Source organism: Acinetobacter amyesii (assembly GCF_023499985.1).
Taxonomy (GTDB): Bacteria; Pseudomonadota; Gammaproteobacteria; order Pseudomonadales; family Moraxellaceae; genus Acinetobacter; species Acinetobacter amyesii.
On record NZ_JAMCOU010000021.1, the window covers coordinates 68,158 to 93,317 of the forward strand.

The window sequence follows — 25,160 nt, forward strand, 5'->3', positions numbered from 1 at the left end:
GGGTTTTGAATGCGTACGCGTGTGGTATTTAACCAAAAAGGTGGTGTGGGGAAATCGAGTATTACGGTCAATTTAGCTGCGATAAGCGCGCACCAAGGTTTAAAAACTTTGGTGATTGACCTCGACCCTCAAGCCAATTCAAGCCAATATTTGTTGGGGGATGATGCGACGTATTCGGCAGATAAGCCCGCACTTGAACCCAATATTGAAAATTATTTTGAAGAAGTCTTGGGGACGCAACAAAGTAAAGGTTTGTTGGGAAATGCCATTGGTTCGATTTTAAAAAATCGTACTAAAGGTCTAGAAAGCTATGTACATCAATCACCGTTTAAAAATTTAGATGTAATTCCTGCAAGCCCAAATTTGGGTGCGTTGGCACATGCCTTAGAATCTAAGCATAAAATTTACAAACTGCGTGATGCTTTGCAGCAGATGAGCGGTCAATATGATCGAGTGTTTATTGATACACCGCCGGCCTTTAACTTTTTTACTTTATCTGCGTTGATTGCGGCAGATCGCGTGCTGATTCCATTTGACTGTGACGTGTTTTCAAAACGAGCTTTACAGACCCTGATCGAAAATGTGTTGGAAACGCAGGATGATCATAATGATCGTTTGGAAATTGAAGGCATTGTGGTCAATCAATTTCAAGCACAGGCGAAGTTGCCGCGCGAAGTTGTACAACAACTCAAAGATGAAGGTCTTCCCGTATTGGACAGCATGTTACCGCCTTCGGTGCTGATGAAAGAATCTCATCATAAAAATCAACCTTTAATCCATTTGGCTGCAGATCATAAATTGACGCAAGCCTATCAATCATTGTTCAATGAAATTGAGCAAAAGTAGTATCGAGAAAAGTATGAATGCACTTAAATGTGGTCTAGTTGCTTTCACTGCTGTTGTATTGGGTGCATGTGCAAGTACGCCTAAACCTAGCTATGTTTCACCTACACAGTATCAGTCTTTGAGTTGCCAGCAATTGCAAAGCGAATACAACCGAATCCACGACTATATTCAAAATGGTGTAGAAACGCCGAAGCGCACAGGCGTTGGTGTCGGTGTTGGCCTTGGTGGTGGCTGGGGCAGCCGTGGAGGTTGGGGCATTGGTCCGAGTATTTCGGTCAATATGGGACAATCTTCGAATACTAAACGTACCGAACTTTCACGTGTTTTAGGTGAGCAAGAAGCGATCGTACAGGCAGCAAAATTTAAAGGTTGTCCGATTATCGTTCGCACAAATTCGGCTACCGCAGCAAAATCATAAGCGGATCATGAGCAGGGGCTCAGGCCTGTGCTATGAGAAAAGTGTAATAAAATTTGTCAGTAGGCGAGGCGTCTACTGGCATTTTTTTTGAGTCAAATAAACTTCACTATTTAGAGCCAATAAAATTTTTAAATCTATGAAAAAATTAAATTAAATATTATTCGTAAATTTTAATGCCTCCTTCTGATCTTGAATATTCAGTGTGATCACTTTGACTTGTATAAGGATAAAACTGACCTAGCGCGTACTTGTTTTTTTAAATTCATTTCGGCTAAGGTGTGCGCTTTGAAACATTGTCTGGATATTTATGATTGAGAGTTGGCTTTTTGTATTTGCAATGATTGCGGTGATGATGACGCCGGGACCTAGCAATGCACTAATGGCAAGCTCTGCACATCAACAAGGCATTGCAAAGACGTGCATGCTGATTCCTGCAGAATTATTGGGCTATTTCTATGCCATTAATTTGTGGGCGTTGATTATTCATTTAAGCGCTCCAGTGTGGCCGAATTTAATTCACTTGCTACATTTTCTCAGTATTGCCTATGTTTTATGGTTGGCTTTTCATTTGTGGAAATCGACGCATTTACATCAGTACAATCAAAAACATCCTTCAATTCAACCACGTGAATTATTCATTTCCTCCTTAAAAAATCCGAAAGCCTTGCTTTTTGCTGCAGGTATTTTCCCGATTGAAACTTGGGCTAGCCCATTAAATTTTATTTTGGTTTTCGCTGTATTTAGTGTGGTTTTGCTGCCTGTTGCGTTGTTTTGGATGTCATTTGGACGGACGATTTTGGCAGGTAAGACCCAAAAAATTAAGGCCGATCTTCTATATAAAGGATCGGCCCTGATGCTGATTTTATGTATGTTCCCTGTGGTTTTGCGCTTTTTTGCTTAAAGGCGTTCACCACATCGGTTTATTTCTTTAATTTTGCTCGAATAAAACCAATCACACCCGGTAAAACACTAATAATAATGATGCCAAAGATCAGATGGGTGAAGTTATCTTTCACGATTGGCATATTGCCAAATAAATAACCCAAAGTGATAAATGAGCCAACCCAGCAAATCGCACCAATCATGTTAAAAGTCAGGAAGTACTTGTAGTTCATGCTGCCTGCACCTGCGACAAAAGGCGCGAAGGTTCGTGCAAAAGGAATAAAGCGGGCAAAAATAATGGTTTTACCACCGTGTTTTTCAAAGAATTTTTGCGTATTCACCAAATGTTGACGGTTAATGAAGCGTGATTCAATTTCAAAGACACGTGGGCCAATATATTTACCAATATGGTAGTTCAGCGTGTCGCCCAAGACTGCCGCGATAAACAGTAAAATCACCAAAACCCATGGATCCATGGCACCTGTTGACGCAGCGAGCGCGCCTGCTGCAAACAGAAGACTGTCACCCGGTAAAAAGGGCATGACCACCAAACCGGTTTCAACAAAAATAATCAGGAACAGAATTGCATAAATCCATACGCCATAATTGGTAATGAACTCGAGTAAATGGTCATCAACATGTAGTATAAAATCAATCAGTTCCATGGGGCTTATATGCGTAAAATAGTGGTCTGATGCTATCAGTCTGGGGCAGCAAAGTCAGTATTAAAACGTAATTAATTATCAGTAAAATCGTTCTATATATGGAATGATGAGTATTATAAAAGCATATTTAAAGAGAATAAGAAACGACCTAATCTAAGCACATCTTTTGAACAGTATTAAAAATAGGTTTCAGTATGTTTAATCCAAATTTGATGGTGAAAAATCTGAGTCAACAGCCGCAAATCAATTCGGTAGTCAGTCTCGTTGCACGTATATTAATGGCTTATATTTTTATTGTGGCAGGTTGGGGGAAAATTACGGCTTACACTGCAACAGCAGGTTATATGGAGTCAATGGGTGTGCCAGCTGGACTTCTTCCGATTACTATCTTAGTCGAGTTGGGTGGTGGCTTAGCTTTATTGTTTGGTTTTCAAGCGCGTTTTGCGGCACTGGGTCTAACCGTATTTAGTTTAATCACTGCATTTTTATTCCATGGTGGTGCTGAAGATAGCATTAACTTTATGAAAAATTTGGCGATGTCTGGCGGCTTATTATTTCTCATGCTGCATGGTGCTGGTCAATTTAGTTTTGATCATTGGATTGAAAAATCAAAATAAAGTTGTCATGAATCCGAGCATCCATCAAAGCGGCCTTCTGCCGCTTTTTTCATGTCTACCGCTGATTGAAAGCGGATGGGTAAAGTCCTGAAATGTGTTGTAAAAAACACCGTTTGGCTTGGGATTTTTGCCCCTGTCCGAATAGTGTGCGAAAGTCCAAGAAAAATGTTAGAATACGGCGCTTATATTCGTTGCCTGCATAGTTGTTTGCCATGACTACCAATACCCAAATTACTGAAGACCGTATCCTGATTTTGGATTTCGGTTCTCAATATAGTCAGCTTATTGCACGTCGTGTACGTGAAGCTGGTGTTTATTCAGAAATGTACGCATTTGATATGTCTGAAAAAGACATTCGTGCATTTAACCCAAACGGGATCATTCTTTCAGGTGGTCCAGAAAGTGTTCATGAAGAAGGTAGTCCGCGCGCACCACAAGTTGTATTTGAACTTGGTGTACCTGTTTTAGGTATTTGCTATGGTCTACAAACCATGTCAGAACAGCTTGGCGGTAAAGTTGAGCCAGGTACTGTGCATGAATTTGGTTATGCAGAAGTTGATATTAAAGTCCGTGATGCTTTAATTGGTGATCTTGAAGATACCAAAGACCAATTAAAAGTGTGGATGAGTCATGGCGATAAAGTGACTCAAATTCCTGAAGGTTTCCAAATCACTGCTAGCACACCAAGCTGCCCAGTGGCGATGGTTTCTGATGAAAAACGTCGTTTCTATGGTATCCAATTCCACCCAGAAGTGACACACACTGCAAAAGGTGCTGAGTTATTGTCTAACTTCGTACATGGCGTATGTGGTTGCCGTAACTTGTGGAACTCAGAAAACATTATCGATCTTCGCGTAGAACAACTTCGTGAGCAAATTGGTGATCAAAAAGTTTTATTGGGTCTTTCAGGCGGTGTCGATTCATCTGTTGTAGCTGCACTTTTACACCGTGCGATTGGCGACCAATTGACTTGCGTATTTGTAGATAACGGTTTACTTCGTTTGAACGAAGGCGAGCAAGTGATGGACATGTTTGCGAAAAACATGGGTATCCGCGTGATTCGTGCTGACGCTGAAAATCGCTTCTTAACAGCACTTGCTGGTGAAGTTGATCCAGAGAAAAAACGTAAAATTATCGGTCGTGAATTCATTGAAGTGTTTGCTGAAGAAGCACGTAAGCTTGACGGTGTGAACTTCCTTGCTCAAGGTACCATTTACCCAGACGTAATTGAATCTGCGGCAAGCAAACAAGGTAAAGCGCACGTGATTAAATCACACCACAACGTGGGTGGTTTACCAGAAGATTTAGCATTCGAATTGGTTGAGCCAATCCGTGATTTGTTCAAAGATGAAGTTCGCCGTTTAGGTACAACACTTGGTCTTCCATTTGAAATGCTTTACCGTCATCCATTCCCAGGTCCAGGTCTAGGTGTACGTATTCTTGGTGAAGTGAAAAAAGAATATGCTGACATCCTTCGTCTAGCAGATGACATCTTCATGCAAGAACTTCGCGCAAGCGGCTGGTATGACAAAACTGCACAAGCATTTGCCGTATTCCAACCTGTGAAATCTGTGGGTGTGGTAGGTGATGGCCGTCGTTATGCATGGGTAATCGCCCTTCGTGCTGTAGAAACAGTTGACTTTATGACTGCACGTTTTGCACATCTTCCTTATGACCTTGTAGACAAGATTTCTACACGTATCATGAACGAGATTGCTGAAGTTTCTCGTGTTGTTTATGACGTATCGTCTAAACCACCAGCAACGATTGAATGGGAGTAATTTAGGGATTTCAAGAAGCGAAGCTTCTTGCCTAAATTACGCCGAAAGCTATGCTCGCGGCTATTTAGGGAAACCTAAATATTTCTAATAAAAAAAGGACGCTTAAGCGTCCTTTTTTATATCTCAACATTCTATTTATAAACAATTGACCAACTACTATCGCTTTCATTATTCGGTTCAGCTTTAGGCTTCACTTTATGGGTAAAGCTTTGCCATGACTTTGTCGATTTACGTTCCGGTTTCATGCTTGAATCATAGCGCTCTACACGGTTACGGCCATTTTCTTTTGCCTGATACAGCGCAATATCCGCTTGCTTAATCAGTTCAGTTAAATTTTGCTTATGTGATTTAAGCTGTGAAACACCAATGGAAACGGTAAATTGGATCGGGTGATTTGCGACATTCAGCAATGATTGATTTTGAAGCGTTAGACGAATACGTTCCGCGATCAACATTGCATCCTGTATCTGCGTTTCAGACAGAAGCACAATAAATTCTTCACCACCAAAGCGGGCCAAGACGTCTTTTTGGCGCATTTCTTTGCGGGTGGTTTCAGCGATACATTGCAGTACTTGGTCACCAACATCATGTCCGTAATTATCATTAATATGTTTAAAATGATCGACATCAAACATCAATAAGCAAGTACTTGCAGGCGTTGGCCATTCATGGATACGATGCTCAGCCAATTGAACAAACTGACGACGGTTATATAACTGGGTGAGCTCATCTGTATGCGCAAGATTTTTCAGCGTATGCATATTCCAGTCATCAAGCAGGGTACGTAAAAAATGACGGCGTGCATTGAGCGTATTGTTCCAACTCATATGCAGGCTGATCATCCAAACAGGAATAGACACCACCACAAAAATCAGTGCTTCTTGCCATGATAAAAGCTGACTCACCGCAAAATACACCAATAGCGAAATGAGGCCCGAACAATACAAGGCGGGCTTAAATTGTGTTTGTACGCAGACATTGGCAATCAAGATAAAGATCGCTGCACCATAGATATAGGACGAGACCATTGGGCTATTTGAAGCCAGTAATAAGCCAATCCAAATCGCGGTGCTACAGACCGTACCAATCGGTAAGATCATATCGAGCACACGAATATCTTTTTTGTATTTAAACAGATAGAAGCTAACTAATAGGGCAGCAATAATCATGGCCACTCGAGAAAGACCTGACCAAAAGAACATGTCAGGGATAATAAAAATGTCAGCAAAGAAATAAAGAAGAAATGTAATCTGCGCCATGTAATTCACTTGACGTAAATAAGGTAACTGATGGGCATACTGATGTTGTAGAAAATAGTTTCTAAACTGCGTAGGAATACGTGCAAAAGGATCTGCAATGGCTTGTTCAATCTCGGCACGATTGGCAAGATCACACTCAGAAAGTTTCAAAGTATGATTATGATTTTTACGAACTTCCTGAGCAGACGAATTAGTCCGAGAACTCATTCGTACATCAACAGACATGTCCCTTCTCCATAAATGGCTTAAGAAAATTATGAATAAAAAACATACAAAAATATCTACCTGAAACTTGGGATTTTTTCGAATGAATGATAAAAAATCGTCTGTTGAATGTTACAAAATATATTATTAACTTGCTGTTTTATAAGTTGATATTTGATTCCTTCCTGCAGATTTTGCTTGGTAAAGTGCCTGATCGGCCATGCGAATTACACTTTGTAAATCTCGGTTTTTTTGACCAAATTCGGCAACACCAATTGAAACGGTAAATTTAAGTTTTTGTAGTGTATCAAGTTCTAAATAATCATCGGCTATTGCCCGTCGCAGACGTTCGGCAATATCTTGAGCCTGACGCAGGTGTGTCTGCGGTAAAAGGATAATAAATTCTTCACCACCGAAGCGGGCAATGATGTCTTGGCTACGTAAAGTATGTCGGCACGTTTCGGCAATTTGTTGTAAAACATGATCACCAATATAGTGCCCAAACTGATCATTAATATTTTTAAATTTGTCGACATCAAAAATCAGTAATGAAAGTGGCTGTAACGGTTTGGACTGATGATGAATATGATAATTGGCAAGTTGAATAAATTGACGGCGATTGTTTAAGCCGGTCAGCACGTCGGTATGCGCCATAATATTGAGCGCTTCACGGTTCAACTGATCGAGTTTACTGTGTAAAAATACAATTCTAGATTTTTGCGTTGAATTCCAACTGATATACAAACTAAATAACAACACGGGCGAATAGATCAAGATAAACAGTTGCAGTTGATGGATATTGCCAGAAATGGCGAAATACACCCCAATCAGTAAAATTAGACTGATACATAGAGAAATGAGCACAGCAGCCTTAAAGCGGATTTGCACACATAAATTGGCTAACACAATAAAAATCAAAGATGCATATAAATAGATCGGCACATCGGGGCTATTGGATAAATTGAGGAGGCTAAACCACAGCGCAGAAGCACCAACGATCGATAGGGGAAGCATCAAGTCAAAGAGTAAAATGCTCTTACTATATGTATAAATGCCCCATGTGATGCCCATCATCAGTAAGGTATAGGCCGTTTTTAAGCTTATCGCGAGCAAACCCACATCGGGCAACATAAACCAATCCGCTATGGCATAAGAGAGATAGGCCAATTGTGCAACGATGTTGACTTGGAAAAAGAATTTAAAAAGTTGACGACGATGGTAGTGGAAAAATTCTTGACGAAATTGAGCAGGAACGCGAACAACGGTTCCTTTCAAGGCTTTTTGGATCAGTGCACGTGATTCTTTCTTATACTCATTGATCATGCAAGATTACCGACGGGTGAGCATGGTTTTTATGTAATTTTATGTAACTCAAATAATCTATATCATTTTTGTTTAAAATTAAACACGTTATTTCAATGATTTGTGAATTATTTGGTATTGTTTGGTCAAAAGTGAGTGTTAATTTATGTTACTTAAATTTACATTTCACGTGATTTGAACAAGTAATTTCGCATTGGATGTTGTCTAAATAAGCATCGAAAACTGTTATGCTGTATGTCATATTAGGCAACAAAAAAACGATTGTCCTATCTCTGTGATTCAGCGTATTAATGACAGCTGAAGAAGATTGAGTTAATGCAGATATAATGGAAAAAATGCATAGCTCTAGCCGATAGTCCTTGCATCGGCTTAGCCAAATTTAGGGTAAGAATATGACCAATACCAATTACACAGAAATATCTCATTCCGACGATTGTGAAAAATACGTCAATCAGTTCATTCAAGAATTTCCACTGCGCCGTGCTGAAATTGGTCAAGGCACAGTGATAAAACGTGCTTTACCGAGTCGGCATAAACGGATGATTGGGGCATGGTGTTTCCTTGACCATGCCGGTCCAGTGCATTTTCCGCAAGGTGATGGCTTAGATGTTGGGCCGCATCCACATATTGGTTTGCAAACGTTTACCTGGATGATTGATGGTACCATGATGCATACCGACAGTTTGGGCACACATCAGTTAATTCAGCCCAAACAAGTCAATCTCATGACGGCGGGTTATGGTATTTCGCATACTGAGGTTGCTCCAGAATCTGAAACGCAAATGCATGCTGCGCAACTTTGGATTGCATTGCCAGATGACAAAATCAATATGGCGCCCCAGTTTGACCATTACCCAGAGTTGCCTGTGGTGACACAAGACGGGATTGAATTGACGGTATTGGTGGGTGAATTTTTACAGACTAAATCGCCGGTAAAAGTACATAGTGAATTATTGGGTGTCGATCTGCGTAGTTCGGAAAGTCAAAGTACCGTCCTGCCGCTCAATCCAAAATTTGAATATGGCTTTATGGCCCTCGAAGGGACTGCCAGTATCAATGGTCACGAGCTAAATGAAGACAATATGGTGGTACTTGAGCCGGGCTTAACCCAAGTCAAAATTGACCTACATGCAGGTGGCCGTGTTTTATTATTAGGGGGGGAACCTTTTGAATCACCGATTTTGCTGTGGTGGAATTTTGTGGGGCGCACACAAGAAGAATTGAATATTGCCCGTGAGCAGTGGATTAATCAGGACGAACGCTTTGGCTCTATTCCAGACTATGATGGTCCACGACTAGAAGCACCGGCTTTCCCTGATAAAATGCGTCCATCACGTTAACTTAAAAATAAAAATGAACAGCCGTACCTGTGGTGAAAATGGTGCGGCATAACCATGAGGGAGTCATTATGGGTATCGTCGCAACGGCAACAGTAAACACCTTAGAAGCACCGTGGTCAGGTGAAATTCAGAGTGGAAAACATCAACTTATTACCGATAAGCCCGAATCATTTGGCGGCGGGGACTTGGGTTTAGCACCGTATGATTTACTGTGCGCATCCTTAATCTCATGCACAATGATTACCTTGCGCATGTATGCAGCACATAAACAAATCCAATTGGGTGAGTTTCGTATCGAGGCAGACTTTTGTGCGAACCGTGAAGGAGCTGAATGGGTTGAGCGACGCCTGCATTTTCAAACATCCTTGGATGCAGAGTTAGAGCAAAAAATCTTGTCCATTTGTGAAAAAACCCCAGTGACAAAAACTTTATTGCGCAGTGTAGACATTAAAACCACTCTAGTTTAATTTAAAAGCAGGTCGCTGCTGTACTGTGCAAAATTTAGTTTTGATACAGATCCAAGCAGTGATCTGACGCTTTTTATGATTTAAGTACTTCAAAATAATAATGGCTTGCCAGAAATAAGAAAATTTTAGACTTCATATAGGAGATGAACCCATGCGGGTGCTACATCATCTAGAAAAATCTCGTTCATTTCGTATTTTATGGGCAATGCAGGAATTAGGACTGGATTATCAGGTTCAGTTTTATCTGCGCCAGCCAAATTTGTCTGCTCCTCCTGAGCTTAAAGCCATCCATCCTTTAGGGAAGTCGCCCATATTGCAGGATGATGGACTGGTCTTGGTAGAATCTGCAGCGATCTTGGAATATTTACAAGAGAAGTATGATCGGCATGATTTTTTTGCAGCCAAGGCGGAACATTCAAAACAACAATATCGCTTTTGGATGCATTATGCCGAAGGTTCTCTAATGCCGTTGTTGGTGATGCAGTTGGTCATGAGCAATGTGCCACGCCATGTACCTTGGGTCATCAAACCCGTAGCTAATCGCATTTGTGATGGGGTCAAAAAAGGTTTTGTACGACCTCGCTTAAAAGAACATATCGAGTTTTTAGAAAACCATTTAGCGGAAAATGAATATTTTGCGGGACCGTTTAGCTTTGCGGATATTCAGATGACGTTTCCATTAGAAGCCGTCATGACCAGAACTCAAGGGCGATATCCACAAATTCAGGCTTTCTTACAACGGATGCAACAGCGTCCTGCATATCGCCGTGCCAAACAACAAGAACAACAGTTGGAAGCACAGCAAGACCGGCAGGATGATTCTGCTTAGCTCACATGATACAAGCGTTCTTTAGGGAAGACGACTTTAAACAGCGAACCGCGGTTTTCTTTGGACTCAATTTCAAGGTGTGCCTGATGTTGCATCAAAACGTGTTTCACGATGGCAAGACCTAAACCTGTTCCTCCCGTTTGGCGACTACGTGCGCTGTCCACACGGTAAAACCGTTCCGTTAAACGGGGTAAGTGTTTCGGGTCAATCCCGATACCCGTATCTTCAACGGTAAAATAACCATGCGTACCATCATCATGCCACCCAATGGTCACAGTACCGCCTTTCGGGGTGTATTTAATTGCATTGGTGATGAGGTTACTAAAGGCACTCGCCAATTCCATATCTGATCCGATCAGGTCACAGTGACTATCAATCTCGAGATTCAGTGTATGTCCATAATCCACATTGTAAGCATGTGCATCGTCATATAGTTGGTTCATTAGGCTGGGCATTTCAATGATTTGATTTTTAGCAACTTTTTTATCATTTTCCAGACGAGATAATAATAACAAGTCATTAACCAAAGCATTCATACGGCGGGTTTGAGACTGCATTTGATCGAATGCGCGTTTCCAGCGTGGATTTAAATCTTCCTGATCGGTAAAGGTTTCGATATAGCCACTTAAAACCGTAAGTGGTGTGCGTAGTTCATGTGAAATATTATCGACAAAGTCTTTACGCATTTGCTCAAGGTTATGCATGCGCGTGACGTCATAAGCCACCAATAAACGACTTTCGCGACCAAAACGGGTTAATTTGACTTGTACATAATGGTCTTCAAGTACCGATGATTTCATTTTCAAACCATCGGGGGCTAAATCGATATTGGTAAAGTATTCGATAAAACTAGGCTGTCTTAAAATACTTAAAATATTGCGCCCTTGATCGAGCTGTTGAATCCCCAAAAGCTTTTCTGCGGCAGGGTTCCACCATTCGATTTGGTGTAATTCATCAATCAATACCACAGCTTCAGCAAGTGCCACCAAGGAAGATTGAGCGCGGTCGATCAGACCAACCATTTCAGCTTGTACAATGCGTTCTTGACGCTGCGCACGGTATACATTAAAGAGTAAAGCCCCCCAAATACCGTCTAAATTTGGCGGGACATCATAGGGGCGATTTGAAATCCATTCGTTGACTAAGTACAGCGAACGCATTTGCAATGCAAAGAACACTGCAAAGGCAATTAAGATGCAGATCCATAAGTACCCGATACCAAAGCCGATGAGTCCAGCAATGAGCAGGAAAAATGCCAGCAGTCTTAAATCCTGCTTGGCAAAAGTCCATAAACTGCTGTAACGGAATTTTTTATGTTCACTGGCAAGTTCAGGGACGGGATACGGTTCGTACATAGAAAATTAAAGACCTAAAATGACTAACCCATCACAGCGTCTGCACGGGTAGAGAAACGGTAACCTGTACCACGAACAGTTTGCACATAACGATCGGCTTGGAAAGGTTCAAGAACTTTACGCAAACGACGAATATGAACGTCAATGGTACGGTCCTCAATATACACGTTTCCACCCCAAACCTGATCTAATAATTGAGCACGGGTATAGGCACGTTCAGGATGAGTCATGAAAAAGGCCAGTAGACGATATTCAGTTGGTCCCATATCTAAAATGGTGTTGCCAAAGCTGACACGTTGGCTGACTGGATCGAGGATTAAGCCATTGGCATCAATGGTTTTTTCACCACCCAATGCATTTGAGCGACGCAGCACAGCTTTAATGCGTGACACCAACTCACGGGTGGAAAAGGGTTTGGTCATGTAGTCATCTGCACCCGCGTCCAGACCTTGGACTTTATGGTCTTCTTCGCCGCGCGCAGTGAGCATGATGACTGGAATTTCTGACAAATTTTCATCGCGTTTTAAACGACGACATAGGTCTACACCACTCACGCCGCCAGGCATCATCCAATCTAATAAAATCAGTGCAGGACGCTGATCCACAATCATTTGGTGAGCTTGTTTGGCATCTTCAGCTTGCTGACATTGAAAACCAGCCATATCCAGTGAAGTATGGATCATTTCCCGAATCGGGAGTTCGTCGTCGACGATTAAAATATAGTCATCTTTCACAGCGCAATACCCTATTTTATGTAAACGGTAGACCGTTTTATATTTATGACAGGCTTATTACAAAGATTAATTATGACAGTATCATTGCAAAAATGATCTTTCATTGGGGTTTAGAAAGAAATTGTGACAATTTAAATCCTGAAATATTCAACAACATGGGCTTTGCATCATGTTGTTGTCATAAAAAAATCATTCAAAAAATTGTAAAGATCAGTGTTGAGCTCAGAATTTATTTCCTGGGTTTTTCAGAAAAAGCATCCAACAAGGCCAAAAAGACCACGCTACATGACGATAAAACTTCATCAATCGGCTGTTTATAACCACTCATGACCCAGCGAATCGCGATTTGGGTGACATAACCATTGAGACCTGTTGCGACCATTGAAATTTCGCGTTCTGAACGATCAATATTCGGCATCATGAGCATGACAAAGGCATGAATCATACGGTCAAAGCGCATCATGGTTTCATGAATTGTGGCTTGGTTATGTAGCTCTTGTACCAACATGGCATCGATGTAAATGATGCGCGCCATACGGGGATTATTTTTTAAAGTTAACAATAGGGCGGTTAAACCCGCTTCAATCATTTTTTTAGAATCGGTTGATGCTTGCATGATGGCTTGCATCACGTTTTGTTGCAGTTCATCGATTAATTTTAAAAAGATGGTCTGGAACAGTTGCTCACTTTTCTTAAATGATTCATAAAAATAGCGTTCGGTCAGCTTGGCTTCCAAACAAATATCTTTCACAGTCACTGAAAAAAAGCCATGTGTTCCATAGGCTTCTATACCGGCTTCAATCAGTTTTTCACGTCGCGCTTGCTTACGTTCACTGAGAGAAAGCCCTTTAAATTGACGTTCCTTCACATTTTTTGCCTGTTGTTGTTCTGTGTGATTTGTTGCATCTGTCATGAAAATATACGCTGAACTAAAGCAGAATTTTGTCTTATTTTAGCAATAATTTCAGTTTAAACCTATGTTTAAGCATTGGCGATTTCAACAGCTTAGCACGTCCTAAGATGACATTGACAATATGTATTGTCAAAACTATATTAAGTTGACGAACTGCACACATTGGCAAATGAGATCACGCTGTGATAAAGCCAAGCGGCAGCATAAAGGAATAAGGAATCACAATGAAAAACTTCAAAAATAAAGTGGCTGCCATTACAGGTGCAGGTTCAGGTATTGGTCAGCAATTGGCAGTGCTTTTGGCGAAACAAGGCTGTCATCTGTCTTTAAGCGATGTGAATGAACAGGGTCTAGCGGCAACCGTTGAATTGGTGAAAGCCAGCAATGTACGTGTAACCACGCAAAAACTTGATGTTTCAGACCTTGCGGCAATGAAAGCATGGGCAGCACAGACTGTTAAAGATCATGGTTCGGTGAATATGATTTTTAACAATGCGGGTGTGGCATTGGGCACGACCGTTGAAGGGGCAAGCTATGAAGAACTGGAGTGGATTGTCAATATTAACTTCTGGGGTGTGGTTTATGGCACCAAAGAATTTTTACCGTATATCAAGCAAAGTGGTGAAGGTCATATCATCAATATTTCCAGCTTGTTTGGCTTAACTGCACAGCCAACACAGTCGGCATATAATGCCACTAAATTTGCAGTACGTGGTTTTACCGAATCTTTACGCCAAGAATTGGATATTGAAAATTGTGGCGTGAGTGCGCTATGTGTACATCCGGGCGGTATTCGTACCAATATTGCCAATGCCGCAAAAATGAATGACAGCTTGAAAAGTTTAGGCATGAACCCACAAAAATCGGCACAGTCGTTTAATAAATTCTTGCGTTGTCCACCTGAAGAAGCGGCTCGTCAAATCATTAAAGCAGTACAAAAAGATAAGCGCCGTTTATTGATTGGTAATGATGCAAAAGCGATTGATTTAATTCAACGTTTGCTACCGACGGGTTATCAAAAATTAACTGCCATGGCGACTAAATTTGGTCAATAAGCGGTAATTAAAATCAATTGAAAAGAGCCCACGTCAGTGGGTTTTTTTATGCTCTAGTAATATCAGAAGCGCAATTTGATCCAAATAAAAGAACGATACGCGGTAGTGTCATCCGCAATTGTTTGAGACAAGACGACTTTTAATCAAAAATGTTTTTGCGATCCTTTGAATCATTTGATGGTATTGAACGAGTTTTGTCGGTGAGGTGTATTGCACCGCAAGATGGTTTCCTTGCGAAGCACGCTTCTCATTTTGTCGAATGAGAAACAACGTTTCGTAAGAGTACCTCCAGCCGAAGGCTAATCCCGTTATTCAATCCCTAGATGTAAGACTCCATCGAATAGATTTAAAAATCATTTTAAAAATCCGAAATTACTTTTACAGGCGTAACATCAGTTATTAAAAGCCCAAAGCGTATTTCTTATTTCATAAAATGAGATATAAAAATGGAAATAACTGATGATTTGAAATAAGCAACTGTTGAATAACCAACAGTTTTTTGGTGTTAAAACAAACAGAATTTATCAGGTTTAAATAATAAAACTTTAAAAAATAAATACTTAAAATGTTGGCACAATTGTTGCCATATTAGAGTGAACAAAACTCACCACTGTATGGAACATTTATGAGTACTTTTACGCATCGATATCTTTCTGCTTTTCGTGTCCTACAACAGGCATGTTGTTGTGCTATGACACTCGCGATGATGCGCGCTTAAATTCTAAAAGCTGTCTTCGAGTTTCGGTCGTGCATAAGTTGAATAAAACCTACGACCACTCAGATTAATTTTTAAAAAACCCACGCAGTACATTCACTTCATGCACCTTGCATGGGGTTGGGGGATTTTGCGCTTTGGGAAAAATGTTAGTGAAACCAAATCATGAAAAAAACCACATTAACCGTTGCGGTCGGACTGATTTTATCCGCAACCAGTCAGCTGAGTTTTGCATCGGATGAAGCACTTCAGCAAGAACTGAGTAGCTTAAAACAACAAATTGAGAGTTTGCAAAAACGCTTAAATGCCGTGGAATCTGGTGCGACGAAAAGCCAAGTCGTCGAAACAGCCGCTGTGACGACAGACGATACGACCAACGCCGCTGATGTTGAAGGTGAAACGCAGGTTTCAGAAGTGACCACAGCAACATCCGAAGATATCGACGGCTTACGTACAGATATTGAAAACTATAAGTACGATCAGTCACGTCAATATGAACGTCAAACCACCAAATCGACTCGTGATACAACCCTATATGGCACGGTTCAACTACGTGCCAGTGCGCTCGATGAAACGGGTGTGTTGGGTGTAACCAAATCAACATTTGATATTGGGACTGCGCTAATTGGTGTGCGCGGGAATTTATTCCGGGATTATAACGAAGGCAAAAACCTCGATTATCAATTGTCCTTTGGTTATGGCAAACGCAATGATGGCACCAATAACAGTAACTTTAACTTACTAGATGCCTTTGTTCGCTATAACGCTTTTGCCACCAATGCGGGCCCTGAAACTGCCAAACTCAACTTTACGCTCGGTCAGCAGTTATTGCCCTTTGGTCTAGATGTGCAGTCTCCTGAAGATTTGCGTCCGACCATTAGTACCGCTGCAGCTTCGACCTTTTTAGGACTGTTTAACCGTCAAAATGGATTTATCGTCCGTGGGGATGCCCAACCTTTTGTCGACTTTGCATCGAACTACCGTGCGCCGCTATTTGAGTATGCCTTAGGGGTAACCAATGGGAATGCCAGTAATAAGGCGGATGACAACAACGGCAAAGATTATATCGGTCGTGTGGCTTTTACCTTGCCAGTGGACTACGCCAGCATTTTCCGTGAGTTAAAGTTCGGTGCCTCTTATATCAAAGGCGAATCGAAAATTTCAGCCGGCGGAATCAGTGATGATGCTGCAAAACGCGATCGTTTGGGTTTCGATATTTATTATAACCACGCCCCATTTGGCGTGACCTATGAATATCTGCAAGGCAAGACCGATTATGTCGACACTGTAGCCCAAGACATCAAAGAAGCCAAAGCGGAAGGACATACTTTTACCGCTTTCTACACCTTGGGCGATCAGTTCTACAACAGTATTAAATCCAATGCCAAATTTGATGATTTCTGGCCAAAGTCAGTCCAAGGCTATTACCGTTTTGACCGCTATAACCCGAATAAAAACAACGCAAGCTATCTCGACACCGCGAGCGGTCGTATTGGTGAATATGACATTCACTCTTTGGGCTTAAATCTGTTTTTTGCGCAAACCACAAAATTCCAATTACAGCTGAATCACTACCTGTTTGATGTCGAAACGGCAAATCAAAAAGACACCAATGAGCTGCAAGCTCAGGTTCAGTACACCTTTTAATTCAAAAATTTAAACCATTAAGGAACATTTAAAATGAAAATTATCTCTAAAAAAATCGCAGCTACATTCTTGGCACTTTCAGCACTTGGTTTAAGTGTTCAATTGCATGCTGCCAATCCCAAAGAAATTCGTATTTCTGTATCAGGCGCGGGTGAGGGGGGTAAACCCAAAGTGGGCGGTAGTTTTGTAGCTACAGCACATTTACGAGGTGTGCTCGAACAAGAATTTAAAAAAGATGGCATTAAGGTGAATTGGCTGTTCTTCCCCGGAGCAGGCCCTGCAACCAACGAAGCTTTAGCCAATGGCAAAGTTGACTTTGCATTGCATGGCGATTTGCCCTCATTGGTTGGACGTTCGACGGGATTAAAAACCAAAGTGTTGTTTTCAACAGGGCGTTTTGGCCCAACTTATGTGGTGGTGCCTGCCGGCTCTAATGCCAAATCCTTTGCAGATCTCAAAGGCAAAAAATTCTCCGTCTTTAAAGGCACCAATGGTCAGATCGTCTTTAACCGTGTATTAGCAAAATACAATTTAACTGAGCGCGATTTACGAGTGATTTCGCAAGATGCCTATTCGGCGCGTACTGCGTTAGCGACAGGTGATATTGATGCCACGATTACTTCACCGTTTAGCTTGCAAGCGCGTGGTGTGGCGAAAACATTACTAGAAATTAAAGATCCCAAAGTTGCACCGATTGCGCACTTTTGGGTGACAGAAAGTTTTGAAAAACAATATCCAGAGGTGGTGCAACGTGTCGTGACGACACTGATTAAACAAGCGCAGTGGAGTTCTCAAGAAGCTAATCGTAGTGCGCAATATAAACTTTGGGCACAAAGTGGCATTCCGTTGGTGGATTATCAAAAAACGTGGGATGGCTGGAATTTAAAGGACCGTACTACACCGCTACTAGACGAGTTCCATCGTTCACAAATTGATAGTGCTTTAAAAATTGCCAAAGACGCTCGCTTAATCCGTCGTGATGTAGATACCAAAACATGGTATGAGCCGAAGTATCTAAATAATGCCTTGAAAGAGCTGAAGTTAGAGGGTTACTGGCGCCAATTTAATGCTCAAGGTCAACCGAAGTAAGTCGCAGCCATGAGTCGTCCGATTGAAAGCAATGTAATTGCCAGTCCATTAACCACCAAATTTATGAGCAGTTTTGTGCTGCTCACGATTTTGGCTGGACTGGGTGTGGGTGTCGCACGGGTATTAATTTCCTTGTATGCCGTGCATTTAGAAGCCACCGAATTGCAATTGGGGCTAATTTCTGCAGCGCAAAATTTTGGCATTTTGATCATGGCATTGCCGATTGGTGTGTTGGTACAGCGCTCTGGATCTTTGAAAATATTCTGCATCGGCAGTGTGTTGGGCGCCGTGGTGTATAGCTTAACGCCACTCAAAGCTGGTGCATGGTACCTCTTTGCGGTGACAGCCTTGGTGAGTTTTGTCTTACCCATGCGGTTTGTTTCGATCAATACCGTTTTTTTGAGCAACTTAAAACGTTTAGGTCCAGCCCGTGCGGGTTGGTTTCGCGGTTCGCACATGATGGGATATTTCCTGATTGCGCCTGCATTGAGCGTGTTATTGATCGAGCATTTCGGCTATGGCGGAAGTTTTTATGTGGTGTCTTTGCTTTTTTTAGGCACCTTGCTGTTGGCTCCGTGGTGCTTTCAACGTAGCACTCCACAAGCGACGAATCGCCCGCATTTTCAATGGCGAGATATTGTGGCGCCTTTGGCACTCATCAAAACCCATGCCTCACTGCGGATTGTCTGCATATTGGAATTTTTGAGCAGCGTGGCAAATAACTACTTTGGCTTTTTCATTGTGGTGATTGCTATCCAAAGTTTTGCACTTTCAGAGCCAATGGCGGTGATGCTGCTGACCGTACAAGGCATTGTGTTTGTGGGATCGCTATTTAGCATGGGCGGTTTGGCTGAGCTGATGGGTTATCAAAAATTTTATTTGATTGGCCTAAGCCTGATGGCAACGGCATTACTGATTTTAGCCTTAACCAAAATCACGCTGTTGATGTGGCCTGCTTCGGTCATATTTGGACTTGGACTCGGTATGTTGCATATCGCCAATTTTATGTCTTTCGCCCGAGTGGGTGAGCAAACCGCGATGGCTAAGATTTCTCCAATTTTAGCCCTCGTCGGACCTTCGGGTGGACTGTTGGGTGGCTTGATAGGCGCCGTATTTGGCGCACAGGTTGGACTACAAAATTTATTTTTACCAATCGGGCTGGTGTTTATTGGTCTGATTATTTTGATCAGCAAAGATCAGGAATTTATTCAATTTTTAAAACCTGATGTCTCAGAACAGAGCGTAAAAGGACAAGAATTATGAGCCTTACGGATGTATCTGCACATTCGGTTCCCTTGCAAAGTGACCGAAGTGCGTTGGATTTTTTTAAGACCTATTTAAAACTAACTTTGCAAGTGGCGTGTGGACTCCTGATGCCAGTTTTATGGTTCGGTTTGTGGTATGTGGCAACACTCAAACATTGGTTGCCTGAGCAAATTTTACCTGCACCGAGTTTGGTGTGGCAAAGCACAGTTGAATTATGGCAAAGCGGTGAATTGAGTTTTCATTTTGCCATCAGTGCCAAACGTATTTTATGGAGTGTCTTGCTTGGTGCCAGTGTCGGGATTTTGCTTGGTACTGTGTTGGGATTGGCCAAACGTAGTCGGGACTTTATTTTTCCGACGGTGAATCTTGTTGCGCAATTTCCGATTGTCGGTTGGATTCCATTACTGATGATTTTCTTAGGCATCGATGAGGCTTTGAAGATAGCCGCTATTTCATTGGCTGTTTTACCACCGGTGTTGATTGCAACCTATAAGGGCATTACTCATGTGCCGAATAGTTTGATGGAAGTGGCAGAGGTTTACCAATACAGCAATTGGCAGAAACTCAAAGAAGTGATTTTCCCAGCTGCACTACCCAGTGTGATCAGTGGTTTACGTCAAGGCATTATGCAGGCGTGGTTGGCATTGGTTTTTGTCGAGTTATTAGCAAGTAGTGAAGGAATTGGTTATCTCATGGTGTGGGGACGTCAGCTAATGCAGATGGACTTGATCTTCATGGCGATCATTCTGATTGGTATTACGGGCTATGTCTTAGATACCTTGCTGGCTTGGTTAGAAAAAACGGCACGCTTTCACGCAACCCGAGTAGGAGGGAACTCGTGAGCATTCTTTCATTACACGGGGCAGCGCACCAAGTCTTAGTTAAAGCAGCAAAAGCACTCGTTCTACCTGTGACATTTATCGCACTGTGGGCTTTGGCTTCACAGCAAAACTGGGTCGATCCGAAGTTGATTCCTAGTCCATGGCTCGTACTTCAAAAAGCTGTGACCGTGCTCCAACAACCGAGCTTTTTGACAGGCTTTGGCGAAAGTTTGGCACGTAATTTTATAGGCTATGGCATAGGTGCGATAGCGGGTGTGTTGTTTGGCATCTTGATCGCGAGTTCACGCCTTTCGAATTGGTTATTTGTACCGAGCTTTCATGTATTGCGTCAAATTTCGCTGTTTGCATGGTTGCCACTCATTTCGACCTTTTTAGGCGAGGGACATGGTGCCAAAGTGCTGTTTATCACCTTATCGGTGTTTTATCCCGTGGCGCTACACACCTTTGAAGGCGTGAGCAGTATTTCACATAAATATCGTGAAGTAGCGGAAGTCTACCAATTTCCCAAGACATACGCGTTTCGTAAATTGATATTACCCGGTGCTTCGGCGCAGATTTTTGTCGGTTTACAACTTGGGCTGATTTTCGCATGGCTTGCCACCATCGGCTCTGAATTTTTATTGGCGAACTATGGCAATGGTCTAGGCAATATTGTGATTCAAGGGCGTCAGGCTTTTGATGTCGAACTGATTATTTTTGGCATGTTGCTGATTGGTGCTGTAGGCGTGTTGCTCAATACAGCACTGACTTGGGTTGAGCGTAAAGTTTTAGCTTGGCAGCAGGTTGGATAGGAGAACATAACAATGAAAAAAATGACAATCCATAACATTCCTCAACTCTGGCGCAATATGTTCCTTGCAGCATTGGTCGCTGGTACAGCCTTGGTTGGTTGCAGCACGCAGCGAGTGGATGAACCTCAGCAAGTGGCTTTAAAAGAATTACGCTATCAAAGCTATCCGGGACTGGTATCTTTGCCTGAATTGGCACAAGACTTGGGCTATTTAGGCGACGTTAAACTCAGTTATGTCGGCACGGTACAAGGTGGGCCACAAGATTTACTCACTTTGGTAGCCGGTGATGTTGATTTTGCTGGCGCCTTTAATGGTGCTGTGGTGAAGGTCATCGCTGCGGGTCTAGATGTCGTTCCCGTAGTGGCATCTTATGGCAGCGATGCTGAGCAAAATGTGGGTTTCTACGTGCTAGAAAATAGTCCTATTCGTAGCCCACGAGACTTTATTGGCAAGAAAGTCGCAGTGAATGCCTATGGGGCACATTATGACTTTGTGGTGAAAGATTATTTGGCTCGCCATGGATTAACCGATGATGAAATCCGTCAAGTTGAGCTGATTATGTTGCCACCGGTGAGCTCAGAACAAGCCTTAAGGAATGGGCAAATTGATATTGCGGTGTTCTCTGGCATTTTGGAAAAACGTGCCTTAAAAAATGGTGGTGTACGTAGCATCTTTAAAGATATTGATTTATACGGCCCCTTTACTGCAGGCAGTTTTTCGATGCGAGGAGAGTTTATTCAAGAACATCCCGAGTTGGCTCGTACTTTTGTCAGTGGCGTAGCTAAAGCACAGGAATGGTTACACAACACGCCGAAAGAGCAAATCATTGCTCGTATGGAAAGTATTATCGAAAAACGTCAACGCAATGAAAATACAGCACTGATTCCATATTACACAGGCACAGGTGTCCACGAAGTGGGTGGTGTGCAAAAAGATCAGGATTTTGCCCCATGGGTGAGTGCCTTAGAAAAAGAACACAAATTAAAACCAAATCAAATTGAGGTCAGTCGCATCTATAGCAATGAATTTAATCCCTATGCGCAAGACCAAAAATCAAAAGGAATATAACAATGACCAGTGCATTACATTTAGATCACGTGCGTAAGGTATTTCCTGCACAAAACCATGTCGGCAGTAAAAACTATAAGCCTGAATTTGTTGCTGTAGAAAATGTCACTTTGGATATTCAGCCGAGTGAATTTGTTTCAATCGTGGGGCCAAGTGGCTGCGGAAAATCTACATTATTAGACTTAATTGCGGGTTTAACCAAACCGTCGGCAGGGCAGATTTTACTGAGTGGCAAGCAGATTACTCAACCGGGTTTAGACCGTGGCATTGTGTTTCAGCAATATGCGCTCTATCCATGGTTAACCGCACTGGAAAATATCGAATTTGGTCTAGAAGCCAAAGGCGTAGCAAAAAAAGAACGCCGTGAAAAAGCCGAATACTATTTGCAGCTTGTGGGTCTCAGTGGCTTTGAAAAGCATTATCCGAATGAGCTTTCCGGCGGGATGAAGCAGCGGGTTGCGATTGCCCGAAGTTTGGCTTATGAACCAGAAATTTTATTAATGGATGAGCCCTTTGCTGCCCTAGATGCGCAAACCCGAGAAACCTTACAAGCCGAGCTGATCAATATCTGGAAAAGCTCGAAAAAAACCATTGTTTTTATTACTCACAGTATTGATGAAGCAATTTATCTGAGTCAGCGAGTGGCGATTATGACCTCAAGACCGGGGCGAATTAAGGAAGTGATTGAAATTCCGCAAAGCCTGCGCAGCTCCAGTGAAGATGTCCGTTCATTGCCTGAATATGGCCGAATTCGCCATAAAATTTGGTCATTGCTCAGTGAAGAAGTGATTAAAGCGCAAGCCCTCGAAAAACATAAACAGCTTGCACATAACTAAAATATTCAGAGGATTTATTTATGTCATCGACTAAACAAGCCATCAGTTATACGCAATCGTATAACGACATTAAACCCAGACTACAATTCACTTGGTTAAACACGGTATTTAAACGCACCATTGCCATTGTAGCTTTTTTCTTGCTGTGGGAGATTCTGCCGCGGAGTGGTGTGGTCAATCCGGCTTTTTTACCGCCGTTATCTGTAGTATTGGAAACCACATGGCAGCTATATCAAAGCGGTCAATTAGGCATCCATTTTTTGGCCAGTATAAAGCGTTCCATTATTGGTTTCATTTTGGCCCTAGCGATCGCCATTCCTTTGGGTCTCATCATTGGTTGGTACAAGCTCGTGGCTGAAACCTTAAATCCCTTGTTAGAATTGTTTCGAAATACCACAGCATTGGCGTTGATGCCGCTGTTTATCTTATTTTTAGGCATTGGTGAAACCTCAAAAATCAGTCTGTTGGTCTACGCGTGCACATGGCCGATTTTATTGAACACTATTACAGGCGTACAAACGGTCGATACTTTACTGATTAAATCGGCACGAACCATGGGCCTAAAACCCTATCAATTGTTCCGAAAAGTGATTTTACCTGCATCCATACCCACGATTTTTGTCGGTATCCGTCTGGCAGGGGCAATTTCTATTTTGGCCTTAGTTGCAGTAGAAATGTTTGGTGCCAAAGCAGGTCTGGGATATCTGATTATTTATTCGCAATTTAGCTTTGAAATTCCACAAATGTTTGTAGGCATATTAGTCATTACCCTCGTAGGCTTATCCTTTAACTACTTCTTGATTGGACTAGAAAAATACTTCACAGCGTGGAAACGCAACCCTGTGGAATAATCTAGACAAAATGGAAAAATAAATAAAAACCTCGGGATATACCGAGGTTTTTTATTACTGATTTTTTATACTTAAAATAATGCAATGAATAAAGAATAGTATAGATGAATATTGATGTATCAGTTTTTGGGATTATTATTTTAATGTGGAGTAAATAAAAATATGACTTATTTATAATAAGCCATATTTAATTAGGCGAGTGCGAATCACGTTCCTTGTCACTCCAAGCAAACGAGCCGTATGCACTTGATTGTATTGACAGTGCTGATACGCACTTCGGATAAATTTTTCTTCAATCAGATCATTAATATTGTCATGCTTAAGTTGATTTGCGGCTTGAAAAATTTGTAAAAAGGTCTGCTCAAGTAATTGTTCAGCATCTTGAATATCTTTGATGTTGGCTACAGCAGAGGTGGCATTTTGTAAGTTAAAAGGTTCTGCACGCGAAAACGACGATGCACTTTGAATACTCGAAAAACTAATATCTTCTGGTTCAATCACACCTTTTTCACTGACTAAAATCGCATGTTGAATGGTATTTTCTAATTCGCGAATATTTCCCGGCCAGCTATGTAAATGGAGTTTCTTGAGCGCCAATGGGCTGAGGCGTAATGGTGTGTCATGTGGGTTGGTTTGATAGACCTGAATGAAGTGTTTAACCAAAGGCAAAATGTCACCACGACGCTCTGAGAGACGTGGAATGCGTAGCAACGCCACATGTAAGCGGTAGAATAAATCTTCCCTGAAACGCCCATCCTGTACGGCATGCTCTAAATCGACATTGGTTGCGGCTATGATTCGGACATTAATTGGAATGGATTTGAGTGAGCCGACTCGAACGATCTCTCTTTCTTGTAAAACACGGAGTAATTTGACTTGCATAGGCAAGGACAGATCACCAATTTCATCTAAAAATAAGGTGCCATTATGGGCTGCTTCAAACCAACCGATACGGCTATTAATTGCCCCTGTAAAGGCTCCTTTTTCATGTCCAAATAATTCGCTTTCGACTAATGATTCGGTAAAGGCACCACAGTTCACTGCGATAAATGGACCTTTGGCACGATGGCTTAATTGGTGGATTTGGCGTGCAACTAACTCTTTTCCTGTGCCTGTATCACCAATGATGAGTGCATTGGCCTCACTTGGTGCAATTTGTTCAATTCGAGACAACAACGCTTGCGATAACGGGTCTGCAAAGACCGTCGCTGTTGCCCGTTTATGTTTCAGTGCAGAGGGCACTGCAGGGTGGGTCAAAATAGACATATCGTTTCTTATAGTTGTTGAAAATGCAGATCATGATGAAAGATTTAAAAATAAAAGATAAATAATAATTCGATATTTAAATATCAGTTTCACCGATAAAT

The 25,160-nt window shown here is 41.9% G+C and carries 24 protein-coding genes; 17 read left to right on the forward strand and 7 right to left on the reverse strand.

The features are described 5' to 3' along the window. The first annotated feature begins 9 nt into the window (after positions 1-9). The 3 genes from M5F03_RS04915 (at position 10) to M5F03_RS04925 (ending at position 2,165) form a co-directional block, all read left to right on the forward strand. Positions 10-846: a ParA family protein gene (locus M5F03_RS04915; RefSeq protein ID WP_180024726.1), complete on the forward strand. Its 837-nt coding sequence runs from the start codon at positions 10-12 to the stop codon at positions 844-846. Positions 847-859: 13 nt separating this feature from the next. Continuing rightward, on the forward strand, positions 860-1,264 hold the full coding sequence (locus M5F03_RS04920; RefSeq protein WP_180026158.1) for a hypothetical protein: 405 nt from the start codon (positions 860-862) through the stop codon (positions 1,262-1,264). A 307-nt stretch (positions 1,265-1,571) separates the two neighbouring features. Continuing rightward, positions 1,572-2,165: a LysE family translocator gene (locus M5F03_RS04925; protein WP_180035118.1), complete on the forward strand. Its 594-nt coding sequence runs from the start codon at positions 1,572-1,574 to the stop codon at positions 2,163-2,165. Between the two features lie 19 nt (positions 2,166-2,184). Here M5F03_RS04925 and M5F03_RS04930 read toward each other — a convergent pair whose 3' ends face one another. Further along, entirely contained in the window at positions 2,185-2,811 is a 627-nt protein-coding gene (locus M5F03_RS04930) for a DedA family protein (protein WP_078191514.1), read from the reverse strand. A gap of 194 nt (positions 2,812-3,005) precedes the next feature. On the opposite strand from M5F03_RS04930, the gene M5F03_RS04935 reads away from it, so the two are divergent. Beyond that, positions 3,006-3,428, forward strand: a complete 423-nt coding sequence (locus M5F03_RS04935) for a DoxX family protein (protein ID WP_180024725.1) — start codon at positions 3,006-3,008, stop codon at positions 3,426-3,428. 212 nt (positions 3,429-3,640) lie between these two features. After that, complete coding sequence (gene guaA / locus M5F03_RS04940) at positions 3,641-5,209, forward strand: glutamine-hydrolyzing GMP synthase (RefSeq protein ID WP_249707130.1); 1,569 nt, start codon at positions 3,641-3,643, stop codon at positions 5,207-5,209. A gap of 131 nt (positions 5,210-5,340) precedes the next feature. On the opposite strand, the gene M5F03_RS04945 is transcribed toward guaA, so the two are convergent. Next, a complete protein-coding gene (locus tag M5F03_RS04945) occupies positions 5,341-6,675 on the reverse strand; it encodes a GGDEF domain-containing protein (RefSeq protein ID WP_249707242.1) in 1,335 nt (444 codons plus the stop codon). A gap of 144 nt (positions 6,676-6,819) precedes the next feature. Continuing rightward, a complete protein-coding gene (locus M5F03_RS04950; RefSeq protein ID WP_249707132.1) occupies positions 6,820-7,995 on the reverse strand; it encodes a GGDEF domain-containing protein in 1,176 nt (391 codons plus the stop codon). A gap of 392 nt (positions 7,996-8,387) precedes the next feature. Here M5F03_RS04950 and M5F03_RS04955 point away from each other — a divergent pair, with 392 nt between their 5' ends. The 3 genes from M5F03_RS04955 (at position 8,388) to M5F03_RS04965 (ending at position 10,631) form a co-directional block, all read left to right on the forward strand. Next, positions 8,388-9,335 carry a pirin family protein gene (locus M5F03_RS04955; RefSeq protein WP_078194052.1) on the forward strand — a complete coding sequence of 316 codons (948 nt, stop codon included), beginning with the start codon at positions 8,388-8,390 and terminating at the stop codon, positions 9,333-9,335. Positions 9,336-9,403: 68 nt separating this feature from the next. Next, positions 9,404-9,802 carry an OsmC family protein gene (locus M5F03_RS04960; RefSeq protein ID WP_249707134.1) on the forward strand — a complete coding sequence of 133 codons (399 nt, stop codon included), beginning with the start codon at positions 9,404-9,406 and terminating at the stop codon, positions 9,800-9,802. A 151-nt stretch (positions 9,803-9,953) separates the two neighbouring features. Next, positions 9,954-10,631 carry a glutathione S-transferase family protein gene (locus M5F03_RS04965; protein WP_180035124.1) on the forward strand — a complete coding sequence of 226 codons (678 nt, stop codon included), beginning with the start codon at positions 9,954-9,956 and terminating at the stop codon, positions 10,629-10,631. Here the strand turns inward: M5F03_RS04965 and phoR are convergent. From phoR to M5F03_RS04980, 3 genes are all read right to left on the reverse strand, one after another. Continuing rightward, positions 10,628-11,986 carry a phosphate regulon sensor histidine kinase PhoR gene (gene phoR, locus M5F03_RS04970; RefSeq protein ID WP_249707136.1) on the reverse strand — a complete coding sequence of 453 codons (1,359 nt, stop codon included), beginning with the start codon at positions 11,984-11,986 and terminating at the stop codon, positions 10,628-10,630. The two genes, M5F03_RS04965 and phoR, sit on opposite strands and share 4 nt — an antisense overlap. 23 nt (positions 11,987-12,009) lie before the next feature. Further along, positions 12,010-12,720, reverse strand: coding sequence for a phosphate regulon transcriptional regulator PhoB (phoB, locus tag M5F03_RS04975; protein ID WP_078194048.1), 711 nt, complete (start codon positions 12,718-12,720; stop codon positions 12,010-12,012). Between the two features lie 229 nt (positions 12,721-12,949). Then, positions 12,950-13,633, reverse strand: a complete 684-nt coding sequence (locus M5F03_RS04980) for a TetR/AcrR family transcriptional regulator (protein WP_111885789.1) — start codon at positions 13,631-13,633, stop codon at positions 12,950-12,952. A gap of 224 nt (positions 13,634-13,857) precedes the next feature. Between M5F03_RS04980 and M5F03_RS04985 the strand changes: the two genes are divergently transcribed. The 9 genes from M5F03_RS04985 to M5F03_RS05025 all read left to right on the forward strand — a co-directional run bounded on the left by M5F03_RS04985 (position 13,858) and on the right by M5F03_RS05025 (position 23,793). Beyond that, a complete protein-coding gene (locus M5F03_RS04985; RefSeq protein ID WP_111885790.1) occupies positions 13,858-14,688 on the forward strand; it encodes an SDR family NAD(P)-dependent oxidoreductase in 831 nt (276 codons plus the stop codon). Positions 14,689-15,568: 880 nt separating this feature from the next. Further along, positions 15,569-17,050 carry a putative porin gene (locus tag M5F03_RS04990; protein ID WP_249707139.1) on the forward strand — a complete coding sequence of 494 codons (1,482 nt, stop codon included), beginning with the start codon at positions 15,569-15,571 and terminating at the stop codon, positions 17,048-17,050. A gap of 33 nt (positions 17,051-17,083) precedes the next feature. Beyond that, positions 17,084-18,139, forward strand: coding sequence for an ABC transporter substrate-binding protein (locus M5F03_RS04995; RefSeq protein WP_078194045.1), 1,056 nt, complete (start codon positions 17,084-17,086; stop codon positions 18,137-18,139). A gap of 9 nt (positions 18,140-18,148) precedes the next feature. Continuing rightward, complete coding sequence (locus M5F03_RS05000; RefSeq protein WP_249707142.1) at positions 18,149-19,402, forward strand: MFS transporter; 1,254 nt, start codon at positions 18,149-18,151, stop codon at positions 19,400-19,402. Next, entirely contained in the window at positions 19,399-20,247 is an 849-nt protein-coding gene (locus M5F03_RS05005; RefSeq protein ID WP_249707159.1) for an ABC transporter permease, read from the forward strand. Before M5F03_RS05000 ends, M5F03_RS05005 begins: the two co-directional genes overlap by 4 nt. Beyond that, positions 20,244-21,038 carry an ABC transporter permease gene (locus tag M5F03_RS05010; protein WP_249707176.1) on the forward strand — a complete coding sequence of 265 codons (795 nt, stop codon included), beginning with the start codon at positions 20,244-20,246 and terminating at the stop codon, positions 21,036-21,038. The genes M5F03_RS05005 and M5F03_RS05010 overlap by 4 nt, the downstream gene beginning before the upstream one ends. 12 nt (positions 21,039-21,050) lie before the next feature. Next, positions 21,051-22,106, forward strand: a complete 1,056-nt coding sequence (locus M5F03_RS05015; RefSeq protein WP_249707179.1) for an ABC transporter substrate-binding protein — start codon at positions 21,051-21,053, stop codon at positions 22,104-22,106. 2 nt (positions 22,107-22,108) lie between these two features. Beyond that, positions 22,109-22,942, forward strand: a complete 834-nt coding sequence (locus tag M5F03_RS05020; RefSeq protein WP_233944852.1) for an ABC transporter ATP-binding protein — start codon at positions 22,109-22,111, stop codon at positions 22,940-22,942. A 20-nt stretch (positions 22,943-22,962) separates the two neighbouring features. Next, positions 22,963-23,793: an ABC transporter permease gene (locus tag M5F03_RS05025; protein ID WP_249707181.1), complete on the forward strand. Its 831-nt coding sequence runs from the start codon at positions 22,963-22,965 to the stop codon at positions 23,791-23,793. Positions 23,794-23,964: 171 nt separating this feature from the next. Here M5F03_RS05025 and M5F03_RS05030 read toward each other — a convergent pair whose 3' ends face one another. Then, entirely contained in the window at positions 23,965-25,059 is a 1,095-nt protein-coding gene (locus M5F03_RS05030) for a sigma-54 interaction domain-containing protein (protein WP_249707184.1), read from the reverse strand. Between the last annotated feature and the right edge of the window lie 101 nt (positions 25,060-25,160).